Source organism: Nocardioides eburneus (assembly GCF_040838215.1).
GTDB lineage: Bacteria > Actinomycetota > Actinomycetes > Propionibacteriales > Nocardioidaceae > Nocardioides > Nocardioides eburneus.
The window spans coordinates 35,298-55,282 of sequence record NZ_JBFPJR010000012.1 but is presented as its reverse complement, the minus strand read 5'-3'; the positions used below and the strand labels follow the sequence as shown (position 1 = coordinate 55,282).

The 19,985-nt window shown below is 67.5% G+C and carries 20 protein-coding genes; 13 read left to right on the top strand and 7 right to left on the bottom strand.

Annotation, left to right across the window (positions count from 1 at the left end):
- The first annotated feature begins 8 nt into the window (after positions 1-8).
- Together AB3X52_RS08805 and AB3X52_RS08800 are read left to right on the top strand one after the other, a co-directional pair.
- On the top strand, positions 9-797 hold the full coding sequence (locus tag AB3X52_RS08805; protein ID WP_367993367.1) for a class II aldolase/adducin family protein: 789 nt from the start codon (positions 9-11) through the stop codon (positions 795-797).
- Positions 798-1,105: 308 nt separating this feature from the next.
- A complete protein-coding gene (locus AB3X52_RS08800; RefSeq protein WP_367993365.1) occupies positions 1,106-1,327 on the top strand; it encodes a hypothetical protein in 222 nt (73 codons plus the stop codon).
- 402 nt (positions 1,328-1,729) lie between these two features.
- On the opposite strand, the gene AB3X52_RS08795 is transcribed toward AB3X52_RS08800, so the two are convergent.
- Entirely contained in the window at positions 1,730-1,996 is a 267-nt protein-coding gene (locus tag AB3X52_RS08795) for a hypothetical protein (protein WP_367993363.1), read from the bottom strand.
- 638 nt (positions 1,997-2,634) lie between these two features.
- On the opposite strand from AB3X52_RS08795, the gene AB3X52_RS08790 reads away from it, so the two are divergent.
- From AB3X52_RS08790 to katG, 4 genes are all read left to right on the top strand, one after another.
- Complete coding sequence (locus AB3X52_RS08790; RefSeq protein WP_367993361.1) at positions 2,635-4,236, top strand: RecQ family ATP-dependent DNA helicase; 1,602 nt, start codon at positions 2,635-2,637, stop codon at positions 4,234-4,236.
- A gap of 69 nt (positions 4,237-4,305) precedes the next feature.
- Entirely contained in the window at positions 4,306-4,587 is a 282-nt protein-coding gene (locus AB3X52_RS08785; RefSeq protein WP_367993359.1) for a hypothetical protein, read from the top strand.
- 40 nt (positions 4,588-4,627) lie between these two features.
- On the top strand, positions 4,628-5,356 hold the full coding sequence (locus tag AB3X52_RS08780) for a haloacid dehalogenase type II (protein WP_367993357.1): 729 nt from the start codon (positions 4,628-4,630) through the stop codon (positions 5,354-5,356).
- A gap of 191 nt (positions 5,357-5,547) precedes the next feature.
- A complete protein-coding gene (katG, locus tag AB3X52_RS08775; protein WP_367993483.1) occupies positions 5,548-7,704 on the top strand; it encodes a catalase/peroxidase HPI in 2,157 nt (718 codons plus the stop codon).
- A 98-nt stretch (positions 7,705-7,802) separates the two neighbouring features.
- On the opposite strand, the gene AB3X52_RS08770 is transcribed toward katG, so the two are convergent.
- Positions 7,803-8,366, bottom strand: coding sequence for a TetR/AcrR family transcriptional regulator C-terminal domain-containing protein (locus tag AB3X52_RS08770; RefSeq protein WP_367993355.1), 564 nt, complete (start codon positions 8,364-8,366; stop codon positions 7,803-7,805).
- A gap of 393 nt (positions 8,367-8,759) precedes the next feature.
- Here AB3X52_RS08770 and AB3X52_RS08765 point away from each other — a divergent pair, with 393 nt between their 5' ends.
- From AB3X52_RS08765 to AB3X52_RS08735, 7 genes are all read left to right on the top strand, one after another.
- Entirely contained in the window at positions 8,760-8,987 is a 228-nt protein-coding gene (locus AB3X52_RS08765; protein ID WP_367993353.1) for a hypothetical protein, read from the top strand.
- An 8-nt stretch (positions 8,988-8,995) separates the two neighbouring features.
- Positions 8,996-9,475 carry a phage holin family protein gene (locus AB3X52_RS08760; protein ID WP_367993351.1) on the top strand — a complete coding sequence of 160 codons (480 nt, stop codon included), beginning with the start codon at positions 8,996-8,998 and terminating at the stop codon, positions 9,473-9,475.
- Entirely contained in the window at positions 9,472-9,897 is a 426-nt protein-coding gene (locus tag AB3X52_RS08755) for a DUF3618 domain-containing protein (protein WP_367993349.1), read from the top strand. Before AB3X52_RS08760 ends, AB3X52_RS08755 begins: the two co-directional genes overlap by 4 nt.
- A 74-nt stretch (positions 9,898-9,971) precedes the next feature.
- Entirely contained in the window at positions 9,972-10,970 is a 999-nt protein-coding gene (locus AB3X52_RS08750) for a YihY/virulence factor BrkB family protein (protein ID WP_367993348.1), read from the top strand.
- A 115-nt stretch (positions 10,971-11,085) separates the two neighbouring features.
- Complete coding sequence (locus AB3X52_RS08745; protein WP_367993346.1) at positions 11,086-11,382, top strand: DUF4235 domain-containing protein; 297 nt, start codon at positions 11,086-11,088, stop codon at positions 11,380-11,382.
- A 123-nt stretch (positions 11,383-11,505) separates the two neighbouring features.
- On the top strand, positions 11,506-11,733 hold the full coding sequence (locus AB3X52_RS08740; protein WP_367993344.1) for a hypothetical protein: 228 nt from the start codon (positions 11,506-11,508) through the stop codon (positions 11,731-11,733).
- A 929-nt stretch (positions 11,734-12,662) separates the two neighbouring features.
- Positions 12,663-13,262 carry a peroxidase-related enzyme gene (locus AB3X52_RS08735; protein ID WP_367993341.1) on the top strand — a complete coding sequence of 200 codons (600 nt, stop codon included), beginning with the start codon at positions 12,663-12,665 and terminating at the stop codon, positions 13,260-13,262.
- Between the two features lie 184 nt (positions 13,263-13,446).
- On the opposite strand, the gene AB3X52_RS08730 is transcribed toward AB3X52_RS08735, so the two are convergent.
- Genes AB3X52_RS08730 through AB3X52_RS08710 form a run of 5 tightly spaced genes read right to left on the bottom strand, consistent with a single transcriptional unit; the run spans position 13,447 to position 19,982 of the window.
- Positions 13,447-14,427, bottom strand: coding sequence for a LysR family transcriptional regulator (locus AB3X52_RS08730; protein ID WP_367993340.1), 981 nt, complete (start codon positions 14,425-14,427; stop codon positions 13,447-13,449).
- Positions 14,428-14,458: 31 nt separating this feature from the next.
- Positions 14,459-15,955 (bottom strand): FAD-dependent oxidoreductase, encoded by a 1,497-nt coding sequence (locus AB3X52_RS08725; protein WP_367993338.1) that lies wholly within the window; start codon positions 15,953-15,955, stop codon positions 14,459-14,461.
- 27 nt (positions 15,956-15,982) lie between these two features.
- Positions 15,983-16,807, bottom strand: coding sequence for a hypothetical protein (locus AB3X52_RS08720; RefSeq protein ID WP_367993336.1), 825 nt, complete (start codon positions 16,805-16,807; stop codon positions 15,983-15,985).
- Complete coding sequence (locus tag AB3X52_RS08715) at positions 16,804-17,601, bottom strand: alpha/beta fold hydrolase (RefSeq protein WP_367993334.1); 798 nt, start codon at positions 17,599-17,601, stop codon at positions 16,804-16,806. Before AB3X52_RS08715 ends, AB3X52_RS08720 begins: the two co-directional genes overlap by 4 nt.
- Complete coding sequence (locus AB3X52_RS08710; RefSeq protein WP_367993332.1) at positions 17,598-19,982, bottom strand: CaiB/BaiF CoA-transferase family protein; 2,385 nt, start codon at positions 19,980-19,982, stop codon at positions 17,598-17,600. The genes AB3X52_RS08715 and AB3X52_RS08710 overlap by 4 nt, the downstream gene beginning before the upstream one ends.
- Positions 19,983-19,985 lie beyond the last annotated feature (3 nt).

The window sequence follows — 19,985 nt, the reverse complement described above, 5'->3', positions numbered from 1 at the left end:
GACGACACATGACTCCCGGGAACGCGAACAGTCCGGATCGCGGCGAAGCGGCTCCGGGCGCAGCGACAGGTAGCGGTGTCGCCTCCGATGAGCTCAACGCGCTGCGCGACGACCTGGTGGCCGCTAATCGCATCCTCGTACGTCAAGGAGTGCTCGACGCGTTCGGACACGTCAGTTCCCGCGTTGCGCCGGGGATGGACCGATTCCTGCTCTCAGGAAATCTCGCGCCCGGCTCTGTCACCGCATCGGATCTGCTTGTCCATGACCTCGAAGCGACGACGTCAGCCGAGCGCTCCCTCTACCTCGAACGCTTCATCCATGCTGAGATCTATCGACGTAGGCCCGACGTGATGGCCATAGTGCACAGCCACTCCGCCTCAGTCATCCCGTTGGGTGTAACGAGCACGCCGCTCCTCCCCATCATTCACATGGCGGGATTCCTGCCCACGAGCGGCACAGCGGTCTTCGAGATAAGCGATCACGCCGGGGACGCGAGCGACCTGCTCATCACGTCGTCCTCCCTTGGGGCGTCACTGGCGGAAGCACTCGGGGATGATGCGGTCATCCTGATGCGTGGTCACGGCTCGGTCGCCGTCGGTGCATCCCTGCCCGAAGCCGTCTATCGAGCGGTCTACACCGAAGTCAATGCCCGTACCCAGCTCCAAGCCCTCGCGTTGGGTACGCCTCGCTATCTCAGCTCCGGCGAGGCGTCGACTGCTGCCCGGAGCGTGGGCGGACAGACCGCACGCGCGTGGAACGTGTGGCGTGAGGAAGCACGACCGACAACAGCAGAGTGAGTCTGCCGCGACAGTCGGGCCCTCGCCTCGTCGCCTGCATCCCGGACTCGGTGAGGATCAATTTTCATCCGTGGTCGACTGGCGTCCGCTGGTCCGCGGTGGCGTCGCCGGTGCCCGGACCGCACTGCCCCCTATAAGTGTGATCTCGCGACCGGCAGTCCGCAGGGCGCGCCGTAGTGGGCTGAAACGGACGCGCTCGTGGCCGTGAGGGCACCGCTGTGCGCGCGGTTGCCCGTCCTGATGGCGGTGCATCGGCTGGCGGCAGCTCATGCCACCTCTCCACGCCGGCACGGCGTAGCGTCTACGTCATGGACCCCGACCCGCGCGACACTCCTGAACACAAGCAACTGCTCGAGGACTTCCTCAGTGCTCAGATGGCTTGGGATGAGGTGCGCCCCGACCGGAACGGCGACCGCGAGCACGTGCCCGCCGAGATGAACGGGTCGCAGGTCGCGGTGTGGGACGCCTACCAAGCAAGTCGTGATCGGCTGAACCGTTATAGGACCGCGCATGACTTGGAGTCCCTTTAGGCGGTCCGTGCGGGAGCCCGGCTACGGCCGCCGACTCGGCGGCATGTCGCAGCCGATCTCGTACCCAACCTGCGTGGAGAGACAACGACCAGTCGCGGACGACGGTTGCCTCTTCGGCGGCGTCGTCCCACCCTCGGCGGTGAGTACCGTGTCATTGGATTCTCTGGGGAACCGTCACGCGGTCGAGATCCCGCACAGCGTAGACATCGGAGAAGTGCTGACGTGCCTCCTGGGCGAAGGCCCGTTCGTCGCGGTGCCGTTGGGAGAAGTGCGTCAGCACCAAGCGGCGAGAACCCGATCACTCTGCCAGTTGCGCCGCCTGCGCGGCCGTGAGGTGGCCATGGGCGTGTGCAAGGTGAGCGAGAACCGACCGGGTCAGTCGCCTGCTCCGCGAGGGCTTGCTCATCGCTCAGCACGCTTGTCGGGCAGCATCCGCCGGCCGTCGGGCTCCTGTAGCCGCCACCCATACGTCTCCACTCGGTGGTCAAGAGCGGCGGCTCGCAATTCGACGCCGGGCCACGCGTCCACCGCGCCGTCACTGGCCACGGGGTGTTCGCGGACATCGACGGCTTCGTAGAACACGCTGGCCCGCCGGAGCCGGTCGACGTACTCCTGACCCGACGCGGGGTAGTAAAGGTCGACTGGCCGGGCGACCCCGTCGAGCGCCATCCGCTGGAGTACGCCGGGAAGGCCGAGACAGTGGTCGCCGTGCAGGTGCGTGATGCACGATCCGGGTGATGCCGGCCGTTACCCCGGCCAAAGTGAGCTGACGTTGCGTGCCCTCGCCGGGATCGAGGAGCACCAGCTCGTTGTCCCACCGCAGCAGTCCGCCGTGATGAGCCCGTTCGCGGGTCGGGACCTGCGACGACGTACCCAGTGCGACGTACTCGCGGCTGCTCACGGCATGAGCTGTACCCAGCCATCACGTTGGTGACAGGCGGCCGTGCAGCGACGCGTGAATCCAAGTGAAGCGATGCGCCGAAGACAGGAGCGGCCGCACACAGAGGCAGTCGACGTGTCTGGCCATCCCACCGCGCGGGTACCGCCGGCACCGCATCGGGAGATTCCGGCCGAAGGTTTCGAGTAGAAGGACGACATGACCCTCAGCGCAAGCATCACATCGGACGAGCACGCCCCGTCGGGGTCCGCGGCCCAGGGCGTCCTCCTGAGGTTTCGACGTCTTCTGGCACGGACGCTGACGCGATGAACCTCTTCGTCCGGGCGGCGCGACGGATGGACGGCGCGGGGTCGTCGGGCCGTCTCGACCGTGGCCTACGTCCCGCGGTCGGCGCGGGATGAGACGGCCCATGCCTGACGATCAGGCCCGCGTGCGGGATGTCGCCCGCAACCGTTTCGGACACGACGAGCTGCTCCCAGGACAGGAAGAGGCAACCACAGCGCTGCTTGAGGGGTACGACGTGCTTCTCGTCGCGCCGACCGGCGCGGGGAAGTCGCTCGTCTATCAGGTCGCCGGAGTGCTGGTGAAGGGGCTCACTCTCGTCGTCTCTCCGATCCTGGCGTTGCAGAAGGACCAGATCGAGGGGATCACGCTGGGCGGCAGGGGCCTGCACGCCGCTCGGTTGAGCTCGGCCGAGACTGCGTCGGAGCGTGATGACGCGTTCCGGCGAGCGGCTGCGGGGGAGCTTGACTATCTCTTCCTCGCGCCGGAGCAACTCGCCAACGAGGGCGTTCGTGGAGAGGTGGCACAGCTACGCCCCCGGTTGGTCGTCGTGGACGAGGCACACTGCGTCTCGGCCTGGGGCCATGACTTTCGCCCCGACTACTTCCGCCTCGGCGACCTCATTGACGGCCTGGTCACGGGGGAGGAGCGACCGCGGCTGATCGCGATGACCGCGACCGCCGCACCCCCGGTGCGCGACGACATCCACGATCGTCTGCGGCTCCGCGACGCGAGGACGATCGTCACCGGATTCGCACGACCGAACGTGGCGCTCACGGTCCTGCGGTGCGCCACCGTCGAGGACCAGCGCGCAGCGGTGCACGATGCGGTGCAGCGCACCGCCGGCTCCGTGATCGTCTATTGCCGGACACGTCCAGCGGCGAAGGAGTACGCGGCCCTGCTCGAGGCGGCCGGCCGGCGTACCGCTCTCTATCACGCCGGGTTGGGACGACGGAAGCGCGAGGCCGCCCATGAGGAGTTCCTCGCCGGCGAGGTCGACACGATCGTGGCCACCTCCGCCTTCGGGATGGGCATCGACAAGCCTGATGTCAGGATGGTCGTGCATGCCCAGGTGCCGGAGTCGCCCGACACCTACTACCAGGAAGTTGGACGCGCAGGCCGCGACGGTGCCCCTGCGAGCGGCCTGCTCATCTACCGTCCTGAGGATCTGTCTCTTGGGCGGTTCTTCTCGCCCGCAGTGCCCCGGCGTAGCGACGTGCGCGCCGTGCTGGAGGCCACCAGTGACGGAGCCGTCGAGCCGCGCGTCGTCGCCGAGCGGTCAGGGCTCGGACGGCGCAAGACCGGCACCATCCTGAACCTCCTGACCTTGGCCCGTGAGGCTCGCCCTGGAGAGGATCCGATCGAGGCCGCGGCCGAATTCGCGGAGGCGCATCGCAACCTCGAGCGTTCGCGAGTCGAGATGATGCGCAGCTATGCCGAGACCGAGCGCTGCCGAGCCGAGTTCCTGCTCGGCTACTTCGGTGAGCCCTCGCCGATGCGGTGCGATGTCTGCGACAACTGTCGCTCGGGGCTGGCCCCCGAGCCCGCCGACGAGTCCAACGCAGACTTCCCGGTCCAGGCCCGCGTCCGGCACCAGGAGTTCGGCGACGGCGTCGTCACGGACGTCGAGGACGACCGGCTGACGGTGCTCTTCGACGAGGTCGGATATCGCACACTCGCACTCGACATCCTCGACCAGGGTGACCTTCTCCGCCGGCTCCGGGGCTGAATCGGGTGACGAGGCGGTCGCAGCGGGGTACCAAGCAGTTGATACGCAGTCGAGCAGAGGGAGGCGACGATGGCCTCGGAGACCCACACGACCATCGATCACGACGAGATCCGCCGGTGGGTGGACGAGCACGACGGCTCACCGGCACGCGTTCGCGGCACTGAGGGAAGCGGGGCGGGCACCGGCGTGCTCCGCATCGACTTCCCGGGCGGCGCCGGCGAGGACCAGCTCGAGCACATCAGCTGGGAAGAGTGGTTCACGACCTTCGACAACAACGGCCTCGCGCTGCTCTACCAGGAGAAGAAGGCGAGCGGGGAGGACAGCACCTTCGCGAAGCTCGTGGAGCGCTGAGGCCGCCGGACCACCCACGCGTGTCGAGAGCGATGAGCACATGAGCGAATCGGGAGAGACCGGCCACACAGCGACCGGGACGCCGGCGATGGTGATCTTCGACGTCAACGAGACTCTGTCTGACTTGGGTCCGCTCGCTGGCAGCTTCGAACGCATCGGCCTCACGCGCAGCGCGGTGGAGCCATGGTTCGCCGGCGTTCTGCGCGACGGCTTTGCGCTGACGGTGGTCGGTGTGAGGCCCCGGTTCGCCGACCTCGCGTCTGAGGCTTTGCGGGTTCGACTGGCCGCGGGTGGTGCGGGAGAGTCCCATCCCGTCTCCGACGTCGCGCCGGATGTGGAATCGTCGGTGGACGAGGTGATGAGGGCCTTCGCCTCGTTGAGCGTGCAGAGCGACGTCGTCGACGGCGTCCACGCCCTGCAAGAGCTCGGTGTACGCCTGGTGACGCTCAGCAACGGGTCGGCCGCCCTCGCCCGTGGCTTGGTCGAGCGCGCCGGCCTCGAGGATGCGTTCGAAACGCTGATGAGCGTCGAGGACGCGGCGCCCTGGAAGCCACATCCGGCTTCGTATGCGCACGCGCTCGACGCCTGTGGCGTGTCCGCCGCAGACGCGATGTTGGTGGCGGTACATCCCTGGGACATCGACGGAGCTGCTCGGGCCGGTCTCCGGACCGGTTGGCTGAACCGCAACGGAGCCCGCTATCCGAACTACTTCATACCGCCGGACGTCGTGGCGACCGACCTCGTCGAACTCGCAGATGCCTTGCGTTGACCGCCCCGCGAGGGGCAACTCCGACCCGCCCGCTGGTCGGTGGCCAAGCCGTCTCCCCTGCCGCGCGTGCTCGGCTCCTCCTCGTTGCTGATCGACCCGTCCCGAAAGGTGGCACCATGTCAGAGAACCAACTCGGCTGCCCAGCCGCACACCACGACACGGCCAGCGTCAGCGAGAGCGAGAACCCGGGGATGCCCTCGCCTACGCCGAGGACAAGCCAGCCGCGCATTCTGAAGGATTGGTGGCCGAACCGGCTGGATCTCTCGGTGCTGCGCGCACATTCCACGAAGAGCAGCCCACTCGGCACAGGGTTCAGCTATGCCGAGGAGTTCAAGAAGCTCGACGTCGAAGCGCTCAAGCAGGACGTCATCGAGGTGCTGACCACGTCGCAGGACTGGTGGCCCGCCGACTTCGGCCACTACGGCGGGCTGATGATCCGGATGAGCTGGCATTCCGCGGGTACCTACCGCATCTTCGACGGCCGTGGTGGAGCCGGTGATGGGGGCCAGCGCTTCGCCCCGCTCAACAGTTGGCCCGACAACGCCAACCTCGACAAGGCCCGCCGCCTGCTGTGGCCGGTGAAGCAGAAGTACGGCCAGAAGATCTCCTGGGCGGACCTGCTGGTGCTCGCCGGCAACGTCGCGATGGAGTCGATGGGCTTCAAGACGTTCGGCTTCGGCTTCGGTCGCGAGGACGTGTGGGAGCCGGAGGAGGTCTACTGGGGTCCGGAGGACAACTGGGTCGGGCCCGAGCGCTACGTCGGTGAGACCGAGATGGTGTCCGAGCTCGGGGCGACCGAAATGGGCCTCATCTACGTCAACCCCGAGGGTCCGCAGGGGCAGCCGGACCCTGTCCGCGCGGCCCATTTCATCCGCGAGACCTTCGCCCGGATGGCGATGAACGACGAGGAGACCGTCGCGCTCATCGCCGGAGGTCACACCTTCGGCAAGACCCACGGCGCTGCTCCGGCGCCGGAGTACGTCGGTGCTGAGCCGGAGGCTGCGCCGATCGAGGCACAGGGCCTGGGCTGGATGTCGACCTACAACTCGGGCAAGGGCGCTGACGCGATCACCAGCGGCCTGGAGGTCACCTGGTCTGACCGGCCAACCGAGTGGAGCAATCGGTTCTTCGAGATCCTCTTCGGCTACGAGTGGGAGCTCACCGAGAGCCCAGCCGGTGCCAAGCAGTGGGTCGCGAAGGACGCCGAGACCATTGTCCCCGGCCCGACGCCGGACTCGCCGAAGCGAAAGCCGAGCATGCTGACCACCGACCTTGCGCTACGGATGGACCCGACGTACGAGATGATCTCGCGCCGGTTCATGGAGAACCCTGATGAGTTCGCACTCGCCTTCGCCAAGGCGTGGTACAAACTGCTCCACCGTGACATGGGCCCCGTCACGCGGTACCTCGGTCCGTGGGTGCCCGAGCCTCAGCTGTGGCAGGACCCGGTCCCGCCGGTCGACCACGAACTCGTCGGCGACACCGACATCGCGGCTCTCAAGGCCAGGCTGCTCGACTGTGGCCTCTCTGTCTCCCAACTCGCCACGACTGCCTGGGCCTCGGCCGCAAGCTTCCGGTCCACCGACAAGCGCGGCGGAGCCAACGGCGCCCGCATCCGTCTGGAGCCGCAAAGGGGCTGGGCGGTCAACGAGCCTGACCGGCTCGCGACCGTGCTGACGAGGCTCGAGGAGATCCAGGTCGAGTTCAACGCGGCCCAGACCGGCGGGAAGAAGATCTCACTCGCGGACTTGATCGTCCTCGGTGGGAGCGCAGCTGTCGAGAGGGCCGCCAAGGACGCCGGTGTCGAGGTCACCGTGCCGTTCCATCCGGGCCGCACGGACGCGACCCAGGATCAGACCGACGTGGACTCGTTCGAGGTACTCGAGCCGCGCGCCGACGGCTTCCGCAACTACCTGCGTCCCGACGAGAAGATGCCCTCGGAGCAGTTGCTCGTTGACCGCGCCTACATGCTCGACCTGACCCCGCCGGAGATGACGGTGCTGGTCGGCGGCATGCGTGCCTTGGGCACCAATGTCGGCGGTGCGCACCATGGTGTGCTCACTGAGCGTCCCGGTGTGCTGACAAACGACTTCTTCGTCAACCTCCTTGCGCCCGGCACCACGTGGAAGGCCTCCGAGACCGAGGACGACGTCTACGAGATTCGTGACTACTCCACCGGCGACTTGAAGTGGACCGCCACTGCCGTCGACCTGATCTTTGGGTCGAACTCGGAGTTGCGTGCGCTCTCGGAGGTATACGCCAGCGCTGACGCCATGGACAAGTTCATCAACGACTTCGTGGCCGCGTGGGTCAAGGTCATGGACGCGGACCGTTTCGAGCTCGGCTGACGGCATCCTCGAGACCGCTCTGTGCCGCAAGCCTGGGACAGGCGTCCTGACCACGCGTCCGACCGGTGGCCGCACGGACAATCCACGCAGGAACGTGGTTAGTTCTCGGCCTTGATGAGCGCGAGGCGTTCGAGGAGGTTCTCCAGGGACTCCTCGAACTCGGCGGCGGAATGGTCCTCGCGCAGGGGCGCGTGGAGGCGTTGGACCGTGGGGTAGGGAGCGAGCGACTTGTCCAGGTCGTCGTCGACGACGTCGAGAGGGCCTACGTCGGCGCCCAGGGCGGCGACCTCGAGCAGCAGATGACCCAGCAGGAAGCTGGTGAAGGCGCGATATGCCGCCACGGCCGCGAGGTCGCTGAAGCCTTCGCTGTTGAGACCGACCAGGAACGTCTCGACCCAGGTCAGGCTCCGCAGCGGCGGACGCAGCCACGGCGCTTCGGGTGGGCGTGACGCGACGAGTGGGAATGCCTTGGGATGGGCCAGTGCGACGCGGCGGACACCGTGCGCCAATCTTTGGAGGAAATCCTGCCAGCCGTGCTCGGGAAGGTCGAGGACGTCGGGGTCCTCCCGCATCTCGTCGATGATGCGTTCGACGACCGCGTCCAGGAGGTGCTCACGGCCGGGCACGTAGCGGTAGAGCGACATCGCTTCGACATCGAGCATGCTGCCTAGGCGTCGCATCGAGAGGCCCGGCAGCCCGTACTGATCGATGAACGTCAGGGCGGCGATGACGATCCGATCCCGGTCCAGCGTGACTCGTTGAGACGGAGGCTGGCGACCTCGGACCACCTCGGCATCGGCATCGATTGCGGCGGTCTCCGGGCTCGCTGGCGAGCCAGCCGCTGGGTCGGGGTGCTGTCCGGGCCGGTCCTCCGGCGGATCTTCCTGAGCGTCGTCGCCTGCGGACATGAGCGCCTCCTTCAGGGAAAGGATAGGGCGCCGTCCGCATGCCCGAGGCTCCCCTCGACCGCGACGCCTGCCGCCCAGGTGACGCCTGCTGTTTACGGTGTAAGTCTGCCGGTTACCGCCGGGGATGTCCGAAGAGAGGGATGCCCGATGGTCAAGAAATCGATGATGCTGGCCGCGTTTGGGATTGGCTACGTCGTGGGGGCACGTGCCGGACGCGAGCGCTATGACGTGATCGTCGCGAAGGCGCAGGGCTGGTGGCAGGACCCACGCGTTCAGGAGGCGGCTGGTAAGGCCCAGAACTCGGTCCGAGACGCGATCAATGAACACGCCCCGGGGGCAGCCGGGCCGACGCCGGATTCGGGGACGCTCTCATGACGGCGGGCATGGGTGGGCTCGACGGCGCTGCCCCCGGCCCCGGTGAGGCGGCGGCGGAGGCGACCTCGGATAGCGCCTCCACCGGCGAGCTGGTCTCGCGCCTGTCGCAGGAGGTCACCAGTCTGGTTCGGGGCGAGCTGGAGTTGGCGCGCCTCGAATTTACTCAGAAGGGCAGGCGCGCCGGCGTCGGGCTCGGCGCCTTCGGTGCGGCCGGAGTAGTGGCGCTGTACGGCGTGGGGGTGCTCATCGCGGTCGTCGTCCTCGCGCTGACCCTGATTCTCGATGCGTGGCTCGCCGCGCTGATCGTGGCGTTCGTGCTGCTGGCTGCGGCGGCTGGGATGGCGCTCTTCGGCAAGAAGCAGGTGGCCCGCGCCACGCCCTTGGGCCCCGAACGGGTCACGGAGAACCTCAAGCGCGATGTAGATGCGGTCAAGCACCACGACCAGGCGTCCGGTGCGAACGCCCACGGCGAAGGGAGCATCCAGTGACGACGGAGGACCGGTTCCCCGGTGGGGCCGAGGGACGCGAGCGCGCCGATGTCGCGGGCGACAAGCAGAACGAGGATGCCGTGCCTGATCCGGCGGTGCAGGCCCTCGAGGCCGACTTGCACGAGACGCGCCAGGAGCTTGCCCACACGGTGGATCAACTCACGGCGCGGCTCGATGTGAAGACCCGGAGCCGGGAGGCTCTCCAGGCCAAGAAGTCCCAGCTGAGGCAGGCCGCCATGAGACTGCGGCAGCGGGTGGTCGTCGGTGCCGGTCACGCCAGGGACCGGGGCGTAGGGCACCTGAGCGACGGGCACGGCCGGTCCACCGCTGCGGCACCGCTCGGCGCGGTGGCCGCCGGCGTCGGCTTGATCGGACTGAGCGGCGTGGTCGCGGTCGTGATCTGGCGTCGGACGCATCGATGAGTCGGCGGTCCGCACGCGACGGCCGCGACCGTGGCGATGCCGCGAGGGGCGATGTCCCTGACGCTGACGGCGAGATGAAGCCGGATTCGCCGGGCGATATCACGAAGCCGTCGTGGCTCTACGTCGCGCGAACGACGCTGCGTGAGTTCTCGGCCGATCAGTGCACCGACCTGGCTGCTGCGTTGACCTATTACGCGGTACTCGCGCTGTTCCCCGCGGCCGTCGCTCTGCTCTCGCTGGTGGGTCTGGTCGGGCAGGCACAAAGCACCGTCAACACGCTGCTGCAGATCCTTACTGACGTGGGGGCATCCTCCGCCGCTCACACCCTGCGTCCCACCTTGACCCAGTTGGCCAACGGTGGTGGTGCCGGCTTCGCCCTCGTCATCGGTCTCGCTGCGGCGTTGTGGTCGGCCTCCGGGTATGTCGGCGCCTTCGCACGGGCGATGAACCGCATCTACCAGATCGAGGAGGGCCGTCCGATCTGGAAGTTGCGGCCCCTGATGCTGGTGCTCACTCTCGTCACCGTCCTCCTCACCGCCCTCGTCGCGATCGGCCTGGTCCTGACCGGCCCGGCCGCTCGCGCGGTCGGCAACGCCATCGGGCTTGGATCGACCGCGGTCACGGTGTGGGACATCGCGAAGTGGCCGGTCCTGCTCGTCGTTGTTGTCGTGATCGTGGCGCTGCTCTACTACGCGGCCCCGAACGTGCAGCAACCCAAGTTCCGCTGGATCAGCATCGGAGCGATCCTGGCGATCGTGGTGTGGATTCTCGCCTCGGTGGCCTTTGGGTTCTACGTCGCCAACTTCTCCTCCTACAACAAGACCTACGGCTCCCTGGCCGGCGTCATCGTCTTCCTGTTGTGGCTCTGGATCACCAACCTCGCGCTTCTCTTTGGCGCCGAACTCGACGCCGAGCTTGAGCGCGGCCGCCAGCTTCAGGCCGGTCTGCCGGCTGAGAGGGAACTGCAGTTGCCGGCGCGCGACACCCGTGTCAGCGACAAGGCCGCGAAGAAGCGGCGGAAGGACATCGAGCGCGGCCGCAGGCTGCGCCGCAGCCGGGGTGGCGATGGCTAGTACCCGCACTCCCGCGAGCAACAGGCACACCGACGCCGTTCATCACCGTGGCGCTTGCCGCGACTCGGCCAGGTGGACGGCCACCGAGCAAAGACACATCGAAGGAAGGCCTCCCATGCGACGCGAACAACCGGCCAGCAAGCCAGCCAAGATTCTCTACCGACCCTGGGGGCTGGTGGGCAGCCTCATCGGTGGGCTCGTCGCCGGCCAGATCTTCCAGCAGGTCTGGAAGCATCTGGTGCCCACGAGCAGCGACGACGCTCCTAAACCGCTGGAGTCTGAATACCGGCTTCGGCAGATCCTGCTCGCCGCGGTCATCCAGGGCGCCATCTTCTCCGCCGTACGCGCACTGATCAATCGCGGCGGCGCCCGACTCTTCCAACGATGGACCGGCGAATGGCCCGGCGACTGACACCGCGGTGGCGACAATCCGGACAGCATCCGCGAGCGAAACCCGGAACCGCTGGATGACCGCTCCCGCCCTCAGTCGACCGCTGAGGTGGGACGATCGATGTTCTGAGAGGACGGTGGTCGCATGAGTCCGTCGTACGCCTATGATCCCGATCTTTACGAACCCGGCACGCCCGCGGCCGCGGGCCGATGCTCACACCACCGGGCCGGCGAGCCCGGCGCAGAAACCTGCACCGGTGAAGCGGTGGTCTCGTTCCAAGACCAGCGCGGCCGCTGGCAGGCCGGCTGCTCGGCGGCCCTCGAGCAGCTCGTCGACCGCGGCGAGATCGAGCCTCTGGGTCAGGGCGCCTGAGCGGCGCGGCCGTGCCGGCCGCCGATGATCACGCCCCGTTCGAGGCCTCGTGCCAATCCCAATGAATCCGGGTGTAACGCTCATCCGCAGGCACCAACGCACCGCAGACCCGGCAAACGAGACTGCCCTCCAGGTCATCGAAGATGTCCAGCAGCTCCGACGGGTCAACGCCCTCGTGACCGTTCATGCCGCTCCGGTAGCCCGTTGCGGCGGCTGCCATGTGGAGCGGGGCAGGGTGCGGCCTGCTGGCAGGCCGTCGACGGGCGCCCCATTGCCCTCAGCCGCTCAGGCGCTCGCTGATCGGTGGCCGTCCCGGAAGTGTCGGGACCAAGTCCGCCGCGCAAGGACGGCGCTGATGGCGGAGTCGATGACGTGTGAAGTCGGAACGGTGCCGCCGACGAGGTGTCGGGCGAGAAGGGCGCGGACCTCCGCCTGTTCGTCGTCGGCAAGGATGTCGAAGTACAGCGGGTGAGACGTGAACTTCTGCCGAGATGCTTCGGTGCTCATCGCGGTGAGGGACACGATGAAGAGGGGCGGATTCGTCCGCGGGCGATGACTTGTTCGGCGAGCACACCTCAAGACGCTAGGTCCCGGCCGGGGCCTCGTATCCGGAATGGGCGATTCGAGCATTTCGACGCTCGATTGTGGATCAGTCGCACACGCGGCCTTACTCGGCCGTGGAGGAGCTCTCGACGACGTGTCGGCGACGCTTGAAAAAGAGCCCATGGCGACGCCTTCCTCGATCCCTCGACGCACTCGGGACCCTGACGCTCCACACAGGTCGCTCCGTGCACCGCGGGCTCTGCTCTGCGCAGCGGGGGCTCTGCTCTGCGCAGCGGGCGTGAGCTCCATCGCCCGCGGTGGCTCGCCGTCGCCCGCGGTGGCGTCGTATTGACTGGGTCCCGTTGGTGTACTGACAGGAGGACCGAATGGCTGACCGGATGGACCCGTCTGTGCTGAGGCGCTTTCCCGTCGTCGACGTGGAGGACCTCCCAGTGGACCTGCGTGAGCGCGTGATCGCGGTCGGTGAGAAGTCGGGATTCATCCCGAACGTCTTCCGCGGTATTGCGCAACGGCCCGAGCAGATGCGGGCATTCTTCGACTTCCACGACTCCCTCATGGACCGGGAGACACCGGCCCTGTCGAAGGCGGACCGCGAGATGATCGTGGTCGCGACCAGCGCCGAGAACGGCTGCTTGTACTGCGTCGTCGCACACGGCGCGATCGCCCGCATCCGCGCCAAGAACCCCTACATCTCCGACCAGCTCGCCACCGACTGGCGCAAGGCCGACCTGGACGAGCGGCAGTACGCCATCATCGCGGTGGCGGTGAAGCTGGCGACGCGGCCATGGGAGATCGTCGACGCCGATCTCGACGGGCTGCGTGCGTACGGGCTGACGGAGGAGGACGTCTACGACGTCGGTGCCATCACCGCGTTCTTCGCGATGAGCAATCGCCTGGTCCACTGGGGCGGCCTGATGCCCAACCATGAGTTCTACCTGATGGGTCGCATCCCGAAGGACGGGTAGCAAGGGCCTCGACCACCGGGCCAGCCCGACCGAGCGCTTTCACGCGCTGGTCGCGGCCTCGAGATCGTGGAGTTGGACGCGGATCGAGCGGCATCCGGACGGTACGGCGGCAGGGCGCCAGTCGAGATCCGACGGCGGATCGTCTTGACGGACAGGCCAAGGTGGTCAGCGGCGTGGTCGAGCGTCACGTACTTGGTTGTCTGTCGTTGAGGTCGGTCTCGTCGCCGGCGACGGCCAGAACCTTTCGTGAGTCCAGGCCACTGGCGACGGCGTGGAACGTCTCCCGGAACCACCGGTGCTCGGGATCACCGTTGTGGACCGGATGCCACCAGAGGGCCTGTTTCATCGCAGCCAGCGGGATCGGGCAGGGAAGCACGGATAGCCCGAAGTCATTCGGGATTCGCTGTGCGAGGGATGCGGGGAAAAGCGCGACGAGATCGGTGCCGGTCACGAAGTAGGGCATGGCGAGGTAGCTCTCGGCATAGACAGCGACCTGTGGGTCCAGTCCCTGGGCGCGGAGACTTCGCAGTGCGGTGTTGGTGCTGTGCGGATCTGCCTGGAAGACCGCGAAGGGCCGACGACGCAGATCCGACTTCGTCACGGCGGTCCCGCCCTCAAGGCTCCCAGTGTCGACGACACAGACCCATTCGTCGACGAAGAGGTCCAGGCTGGGGAGGTCGAAGACATATCCCCGGGGAACGACGAGGGCGTCAGCGCCGCGAAGCGACTCCACGGCACGCTCCACGAGTTCGCCGCGCATGTGGATGAAGTCCAAGCTCACGGTGGGAGCAGTGTGTCGCATCTCGCGTACTGCCGGCTCACCGACCGAGACGAGTGTGTATTCGGAGAGCACGACGGAAAAGCGACGTGTGCTGGACGACATGTCCACCGACGGCCGGGTGTCGAAGAGTCGGTCGACGCTTGCCAAGGCGGCGGTCGAACGCTCCAGCAGCACGGTCGCCAAGGGGGTGAGCAGGTACGTGTTGCCGTTGCGCACGAGCAACGGGTCCTGGAACTCCCGGCGCAGACGGCTCAGGGCGGCGCTCATGGCCGGCTGGCTCAGACCCACCCGCTCGGCCGCCCGGCTCACCCCGCGTTCCCGGAGCAGAGCGTCGAGGGAAGTGAGCAGGTTCAGGTCGAGGCTCGTTCTCTTCCGGGCGGTCACGGCTCGATGGTAGGCCCGGCCGCGGCTTCGCTCACTTGCCGAGAAGCAGTTTCAAGTGCTCCTCTACGGTGGGGGTGACCTCGCCGGTACGGCGTACCCAGGAGACATATCCGTCGGGCCGGATCAGTACGGCATCGACGCCGTCGAGCGCAGCGGGCCGTCGCGTCGCTCGGCACACCACCGTGCTGCACAACTCTTCGAATGGACCGAGGTCGAGGTCGACGTTGCGCTCGAGAACGAGCAGGACGAACCGGTGGTCGCGTAGCAGCTCGGCGATGCGAACGATCTCTGCGCCGATCGTGGCGACGTCGATGTCGGGCATGGGAAGTCCACCGAGTGGGTCGTTCGCCTGGGTGTCGTAGGCGACGGTCAGCCCGTTCAGTTCCTTGCAAATGTGGCGCTGGACGTCGGGCAGTTCGAACATGTGCTCGGCGAAGCGTCGCTTCATCGCAACGCCTTCGGGCGAGAAGTTGAACTGGATGGCGACCTGGGCGTCGACGCTCTGCAGGAGTTCTTGGGCGACAGGCCGGCGCTCGGTGTCGTAGGTGTCGAGCAGCGCGTCGTCGGCGTGACCGGCGCATACGGCTCCGAGCTTCCAGCCGAGGTTGAAGGCGTCCTGGATGCAGAAGTTCATGCCGACCCCGCTCGCGGGATAGTGGACCCGGGCTGCCTCGCCGACCAGAAAGACGGGCCCGGTTCGGAACGAATCGACGATGCGGTGAGAGTCGGTGAACCGCGAGGCCGAGGCTAGCTCGGTGAACTCGATCTGCTCCTCGATGACCTCTCCTAGCCTCTCGGAGAGCTCCACTGCATCGATCGGGTCTCCCTTGGGGCGGTTCCGCTCGTCGCGGTGGACCATGATGAAGCGCGTGATACCAGGGCCGAACTGGAAAGCCGAGACCCAGCCGAGTTCGTTGTCGAAGTGTCGGCGCCCGCTCGGCCAGCGGTAGTCCCAGTACGCGTCCGCGATGACGCCGGTGAAACTGGCTGGCCGTCCCTTGAACGCGATGCCGGCTCGGTCGCGCACCAAGCTGCGTACGCCGTCGGCGCCCACCACGTACGGTGCCCGGACTTCGAACGCCCCCTCAGGACCGGTGCCTCGGACGCTCGCCCCGGTCTCGGAGATCTCGACGTCGTCGGCGGCCCAGCCGTAGCGGCAGTCGGCGCCGGATTCGGCGGCCCACTCCCGTAGGATGCTTTCGGTGATGCCTTGGGGGATCATCATCGTCATCCCATAGCGGGATTCCAGGTGCCGCCACTCGACCCATTCGAACCCGGCCCAGATATGGCCGCTGTCGTAAGGGTAGGACCGGGTCTCCTGAGCCCGCTTCATGATCCGGCCCGAGAGCCCGCGGCTGTCGAGGATCTCCAGGACGCGCGGCAGGATGGTGCCAGCGCGTGAGGTGGTGCCTTCCACGCGCTGCTCCAGGAGCACGACGCGAGCGCCGCCGGCCGCGGCCTCGGCCGCCACGACGAGCCCGGACGGACCGCCACCGACGACAACGACGTCGGCGGAAGCCTGGAGCACCGCGCCGGTTCTGCTGTTCGACATGTCTCAGTTCCCTTCTGATTGGGGGACTACGGGATGGGCGTCGGCCTGAGGGATCTCGGGCCGCACCTCCAGAGCTGCCGATGAGACGGCGGCTACCAGTTCGTGAGTCGTGGACGTGCGGAAGACGGCGCGGTACTCCACCGACAGGCCGCGCCTCCAGGTTCCGAGGCCGACGACGTGCGCGGTGAACTCCAGGGCGGTGCCGGTAGCGACGTGGCGGACGAGGGTGAGTTCGATGCCCGGTTGGAGAGTTGGGCCCTCGAAGGAGATGGCCTCCCGTACCCGGAGAATCGTGTCCTCGACGTAGAAACCCGGATCGACAAGCTCCTCCGGGAGCCAGTACGTGTGGTGGCGCTGGCGAACGTCACGCGATCGCGTGGCAAGGTCCTCGACACCGCCCCCGCCGACAAGGAGCCGCGCGCCTCTTCCACGAACCACGGGCTGCGGCGCCTCCACGGGTGCGGTGAGCACGGCGGCTCCTGCGACGAAGGCGGTGCCCTCGTCCGCGACGATCTCCCAGCTCGGCTGCGGGATGGAGTGGTCCGGGTCGGCGCTCGGGGACGCAGGGGTCGTGAACCGGAGCATGAGCTGCTGTTGTGGCGGCACCGGCCGGAGGAAGCGGATTCGAACGACCCCAACCGGTGGCGAGTCCAGGCGGCGTGCGAGTGCGGCCAGGGAGTGGTCGAGCAGGGCGGGTCCGGTCATGATCGGGCCGGGGAGTCCGTGGTCGCGTGCGGCACTGGTGTGCGCGGGATTGTCGTCGCTCGGTGCTGTGATCCGGGGAGCGATCAGGTCGGGCTCTTTCCAGAGGGCGGTGGTGGCAGTCATCTCGGTACGAACTCCCGGATCGCATCGGCGATGAGGTCGGGTGCATCGACCATGAGGCCGTGGCCGCATCCTGGGAACTCGCGCACGCGCCAGTTGGCGCCCAGATTATCGGCGAACCAGCTCGCCCAGGACGGGTCGCAGACCTGGTCGAGGCTGCCCCAGCCGACCAAGCACGGGAGGGTGAGATCGGCGAGTTGGTCGCGAAAGTCGATTCGCGGTTGCGCGTAATAGCGGGCGGCGACGTGCACCGGCATTTCCAGCGACTTCCATGCCAGCCATCGAGCAGTCTCCGCCGACGCTCTCGCGTAGAACCGTCCGGGGCTCTGATTCTCCAGTTGTCGGTCGACCCACGTACTGGTCAGTCGCTCCGTCTCGCGTTCGACAGGGAAGTTCTGCCCGGCTTCGACATCGGTACGGCGCCCGCGCGCTGGAGCGACTGGGCCGAGCAGCACGAGGCGACTGACCGTCGAGGGCTGCTTCAGAACAAGCGTGAGCGCGACGGCCGCTCCGAGGGAGTGGGCAACGAGGGTTACGTCGTTGAGATCCAGCGCATCGATCAGGTCGGCCACATCGCCGGCCATCTCAGCCAGTGAGTAGCTGGTCAGCGGCTTGTCCGAGCGTCCGTGCCCCCTGGGATCGAAGACGACGCAGCGGTAGTCGTCGAGTAGACGCGCGGTCAGCGGGTGCCAGGCTTCCCGGGTCTGGGAGAAGCCCGGGTGGAACAGGAGCGTGCGGCCTTGCCCGAGGTCGTCGACCTCGAGGCCGAGGCCGGTGGGGAGCTCAAGTCGTGTCATACCACGACCTCCGCCGTGACGTCGGCCGCGTCGTGCTGCAGGCCTGAGATTCGTGCGATCACGCCGAGCGCGGCCAGGTCGGCGATCCGGGCTGGCGAGTAGCCGGCGATCTCGGCGAGCACTTCCTCCGTGTGCTGGCCGAGTGTGGGTGCGGGTGCTGGATGTCGCGAGTTATCCCTGTCTGCCCGGATGGGGGACAGGCTGTATCGGGCGGTTCCGGCGCGAGGATGAGTGATCGACGCGACGGCGTGCGTGGCAAGAAGGTGTGGGTCGTCGTGGAGTCGGGCGCCGGTGTTGACGGGCGCCGCCGCGATGCCGCGGCCTTGGAGCGTCTGGGCGACCTTGTTGGCGGGCTGGCCTGCGACCCAGTCACGGAGCACGTCGAGATCGTTGAAGCCCGCTGCCACTAACTGATCAGATGTCTCGACGCGGACGGCGATCCACGCATCCGCGCCGAGGGCAGGAAGGACGGCCTGTGCGTAACAGTTGCGGTCGGCATTCGGCCTCAGGCTCGTGACGTGCGTTGTCGGGCGCATAGCCTCCTCGCACAGGAACTCGCCCATCCACTGCAAGGCGTTTTCTCGCAGGTTGAGTTCGATCGGGGTGGCCGACGCGAGGGATCCGTCGTCCCGACTTCGCCCGTAGAGGGCCGAGACGGCCGTGCCTAACAGACTCCAGGCGCTGATCGGGTCGAGGTAGGCGGCCCCGGTGCCCTGGGGTCGCCCGTCGCCATAGCCCATCAGCCAGGTGGCACCGGTGGTTGCCTCGACGGTCGGGCCGACGCCAACATGGCCAGCCATGGGGCCGCCGGCACCGAAACCAGAGAGCAGTAGCGTGATGAGGCATGGGTTGCGGGCACGGATGACATCCGGGTCCAGCCCGAGACGGGGCAGCGAGCCTGGGGCAAGGTTGGAGAGGAAGAGGTCAGCACGCTCGATGAGATCGAGCATCACCGCGACGCCTTCAGGATCCTTCAGATCGAGTTCGACGGACCGTTTCCCAAGGTTCTGCGCGTTGAACCATGAACTTCGGTTGTACGGGTCGGGTCCAGGATCGAGGTCTGGGTAGCGCCGGGGATCGCCGGGAGTCTGCCCGCCGCGCCACGCGTCGGGATGGTCCAGGTTCTCCACCTTGATGACGTCGGCGCCGAGCGATGCAAGCATGCGGCCGGCCATCGGCCCCGCCCACGAGGTGGTGAGCTCGATGACGGTGACGCCCTGAAGGGGGCGAGAGCTGTCGGTTAATCCTAGGAAGGGCGAACTGTCAGCCGGGCGACGCCACTGGTCGATCACCTCGGCCGTGTGCGCGCCGGCCTCGGGCGCGGGCCGGCGTTCGTCCTCCGGCGGCGCCAGCGTCGGCGCGAGGGGAGGGAATCGGAGTCGCCGGCTGTGACGTCCGCGGTCGCGGCTCACCTCGACGTTGCTCCAGTAGCCACGGTGTGCCAGGTGGGCGCACCGGAGGACGTCGCGGGTCGTGTACGCCGCCGATGCTGCCAGGCGGGCCTGTTGTGCCCGTCCGACGAACTCGCCTACTGACCATGCCCTCAGGGCGGGAGCGAGAAGCTGCTCGGCACTCTTCCAGTTCGAGACCAGCGCGCCGTACGTGGCGAATCGCTCGTCGTCGGTGTACTCATCGAGGCCGAGGATCGAGCACAGCGCTCGCCATCGGCCGGGCAAGATGAAGAGGAAGGCCCAGCCATCGGCGAGCTCGAACATGCCGAGTGGGCCTGAGTACTGACTCCGGTCCTGCTGAGTGTGGTTGTAGGCGTACTGCGTGATCGCGTTCTGGGACATCGCGACCGCGACTTCGAACTCGTTGACAGCGACGTTCCGCCGGGTCGTCGCGGGCGAGATCGCGAAGAGCTGTGCCACAGCCGCGGCGTAGAGGGCGGCGCCCGCGGAGTAGGCGACCCTGTGGCCGAAGCCGTAGAGCGGCTCCCGGTCCTGCCGACCGGTTGTGTACGCCGTACCCGAGAGCGACTGCATGACGATCTCGGGTCCGCGCCAGTCCCGGTAGGGCCCTTCCTCTCCGAACCTGGAGATCGAGCAGACCAGTACACCGGTGGGCGGTGTAACCGCCTGGCTCCCATCGGTGATGAAGACGTCGTAGTGCAGGTCGCTGTGTGCGACCGTGAGGTCGGCCGAGCGCTTTCCCTGGTTGAGGTGCCAGAACAACGAGTCCGATGCGCTCCCGGTCTGTGGGTGAACCCAGTGTCGAGTCGAGCGTCTCCCCGGGTGCTCCGCGAGGACGACGTCTGCTCCGAAGTCGGCGAACAGGCGCCCGCAGAATTGTCCGGCGACGCCGGCAGAGGCATCGAGCACGCGGATGCCTGCTAGTGGGGTGCGAGGCGACCGATGCGGAAAGCTCGAGGGCACGGCCATGGT

Bases quoted from the DNA above. Each gene is read 5' to 3' on its own strand.
- AB3X52_RS08765 (WP_367993353.1), top strand. From the start codon at position 8,760: ATGGTCAAGAAATCGATGATGCTGGCCGCGTTTGGGATTGGCTACGTC.
- AB3X52_RS08760 (WP_367993351.1), top strand. From the start codon at position 8,996: ATGGGTGGGCTCGACGGCGCTGCCCCCGGCCCCGGTGAGGCGGCGGCG.
- AB3X52_RS08805 (WP_367993367.1), top strand. From the start codon at position 9: ATGACTCCCGGGAACGCGAACAGTCCGGATCGCGGCGAAGCGGCTCCG.
- AB3X52_RS08750 (WP_367993348.1), top strand. From the start codon at position 9,972: ATGAAGCCGGATTCGCCGGGCGATATCACGAAGCCGTCGTGGCTCTAC.
- katG (WP_367993483.1), top strand. From the start codon at position 5,548: ATGCCCTCGCCTACGCCGAGGACAAGCCAGCCGCGCATTCTGAAGGAT.
- AB3X52_RS08720 (WP_367993336.1), bottom strand. From the start codon at position 16,807: ATGACTGCCACCACCGCCCTCTGGAAAGAGCCCGACCTGATCGCTCCC.
- AB3X52_RS08780 (WP_367993357.1), top strand. From the start codon at position 4,628: ATGAGCGAATCGGGAGAGACCGGCCACACAGCGACCGGGACGCCGGCG.
- AB3X52_RS08790 (WP_367993361.1), top strand. From the start codon at position 2,635: ATGCCTGACGATCAGGCCCGCGTGCGGGATGTCGCCCGCAACCGTTTC.
- AB3X52_RS08795 (WP_367993363.1), bottom strand. From the start codon at position 1,996: ATGGCGCTCGACGGGGTCGCCCGGCCAGTCGACCTTTACTACCCCGCG.
- AB3X52_RS08770 (WP_367993355.1), bottom strand. From the start codon at position 8,366: ATGCTCGATGTCGAAGCGATGTCGCTCTACCGCTACGTGCCCGGCCGT.
- AB3X52_RS08800 (WP_367993365.1), top strand. From the start codon at position 1,106: ATGGACCCCGACCCGCGCGACACTCCTGAACACAAGCAACTGCTCGAG.
- AB3X52_RS08785 (WP_367993359.1), top strand. From the start codon at position 4,306: ATGGCCTCGGAGACCCACACGACCATCGATCACGACGAGATCCGCCGG.
- AB3X52_RS08740 (WP_367993344.1), top strand. From the start codon at position 11,506: ATGAGTCCGTCGTACGCCTATGATCCCGATCTTTACGAACCCGGCACG.
- AB3X52_RS08745 (WP_367993346.1), top strand. From the start codon at position 11,086: ATGCGACGCGAACAACCGGCCAGCAAGCCAGCCAAGATTCTCTACCGA.
- AB3X52_RS08715 (WP_367993334.1), bottom strand. From the start codon at position 17,601: ATGACACGACTTGAGCTCCCCACCGGCCTCGGCCTCGAGGTCGACGAC.
- AB3X52_RS08710 (WP_367993332.1), bottom strand. From the start codon at position 19,982: ATGGCCGTGCCCTCGAGCTTTCCGCATCGGTCGCCTCGCACCCCACTA.
- AB3X52_RS08735 (WP_367993341.1), top strand. From the start codon at position 12,663: ATGGCTGACCGGATGGACCCGTCTGTGCTGAGGCGCTTTCCCGTCGTC.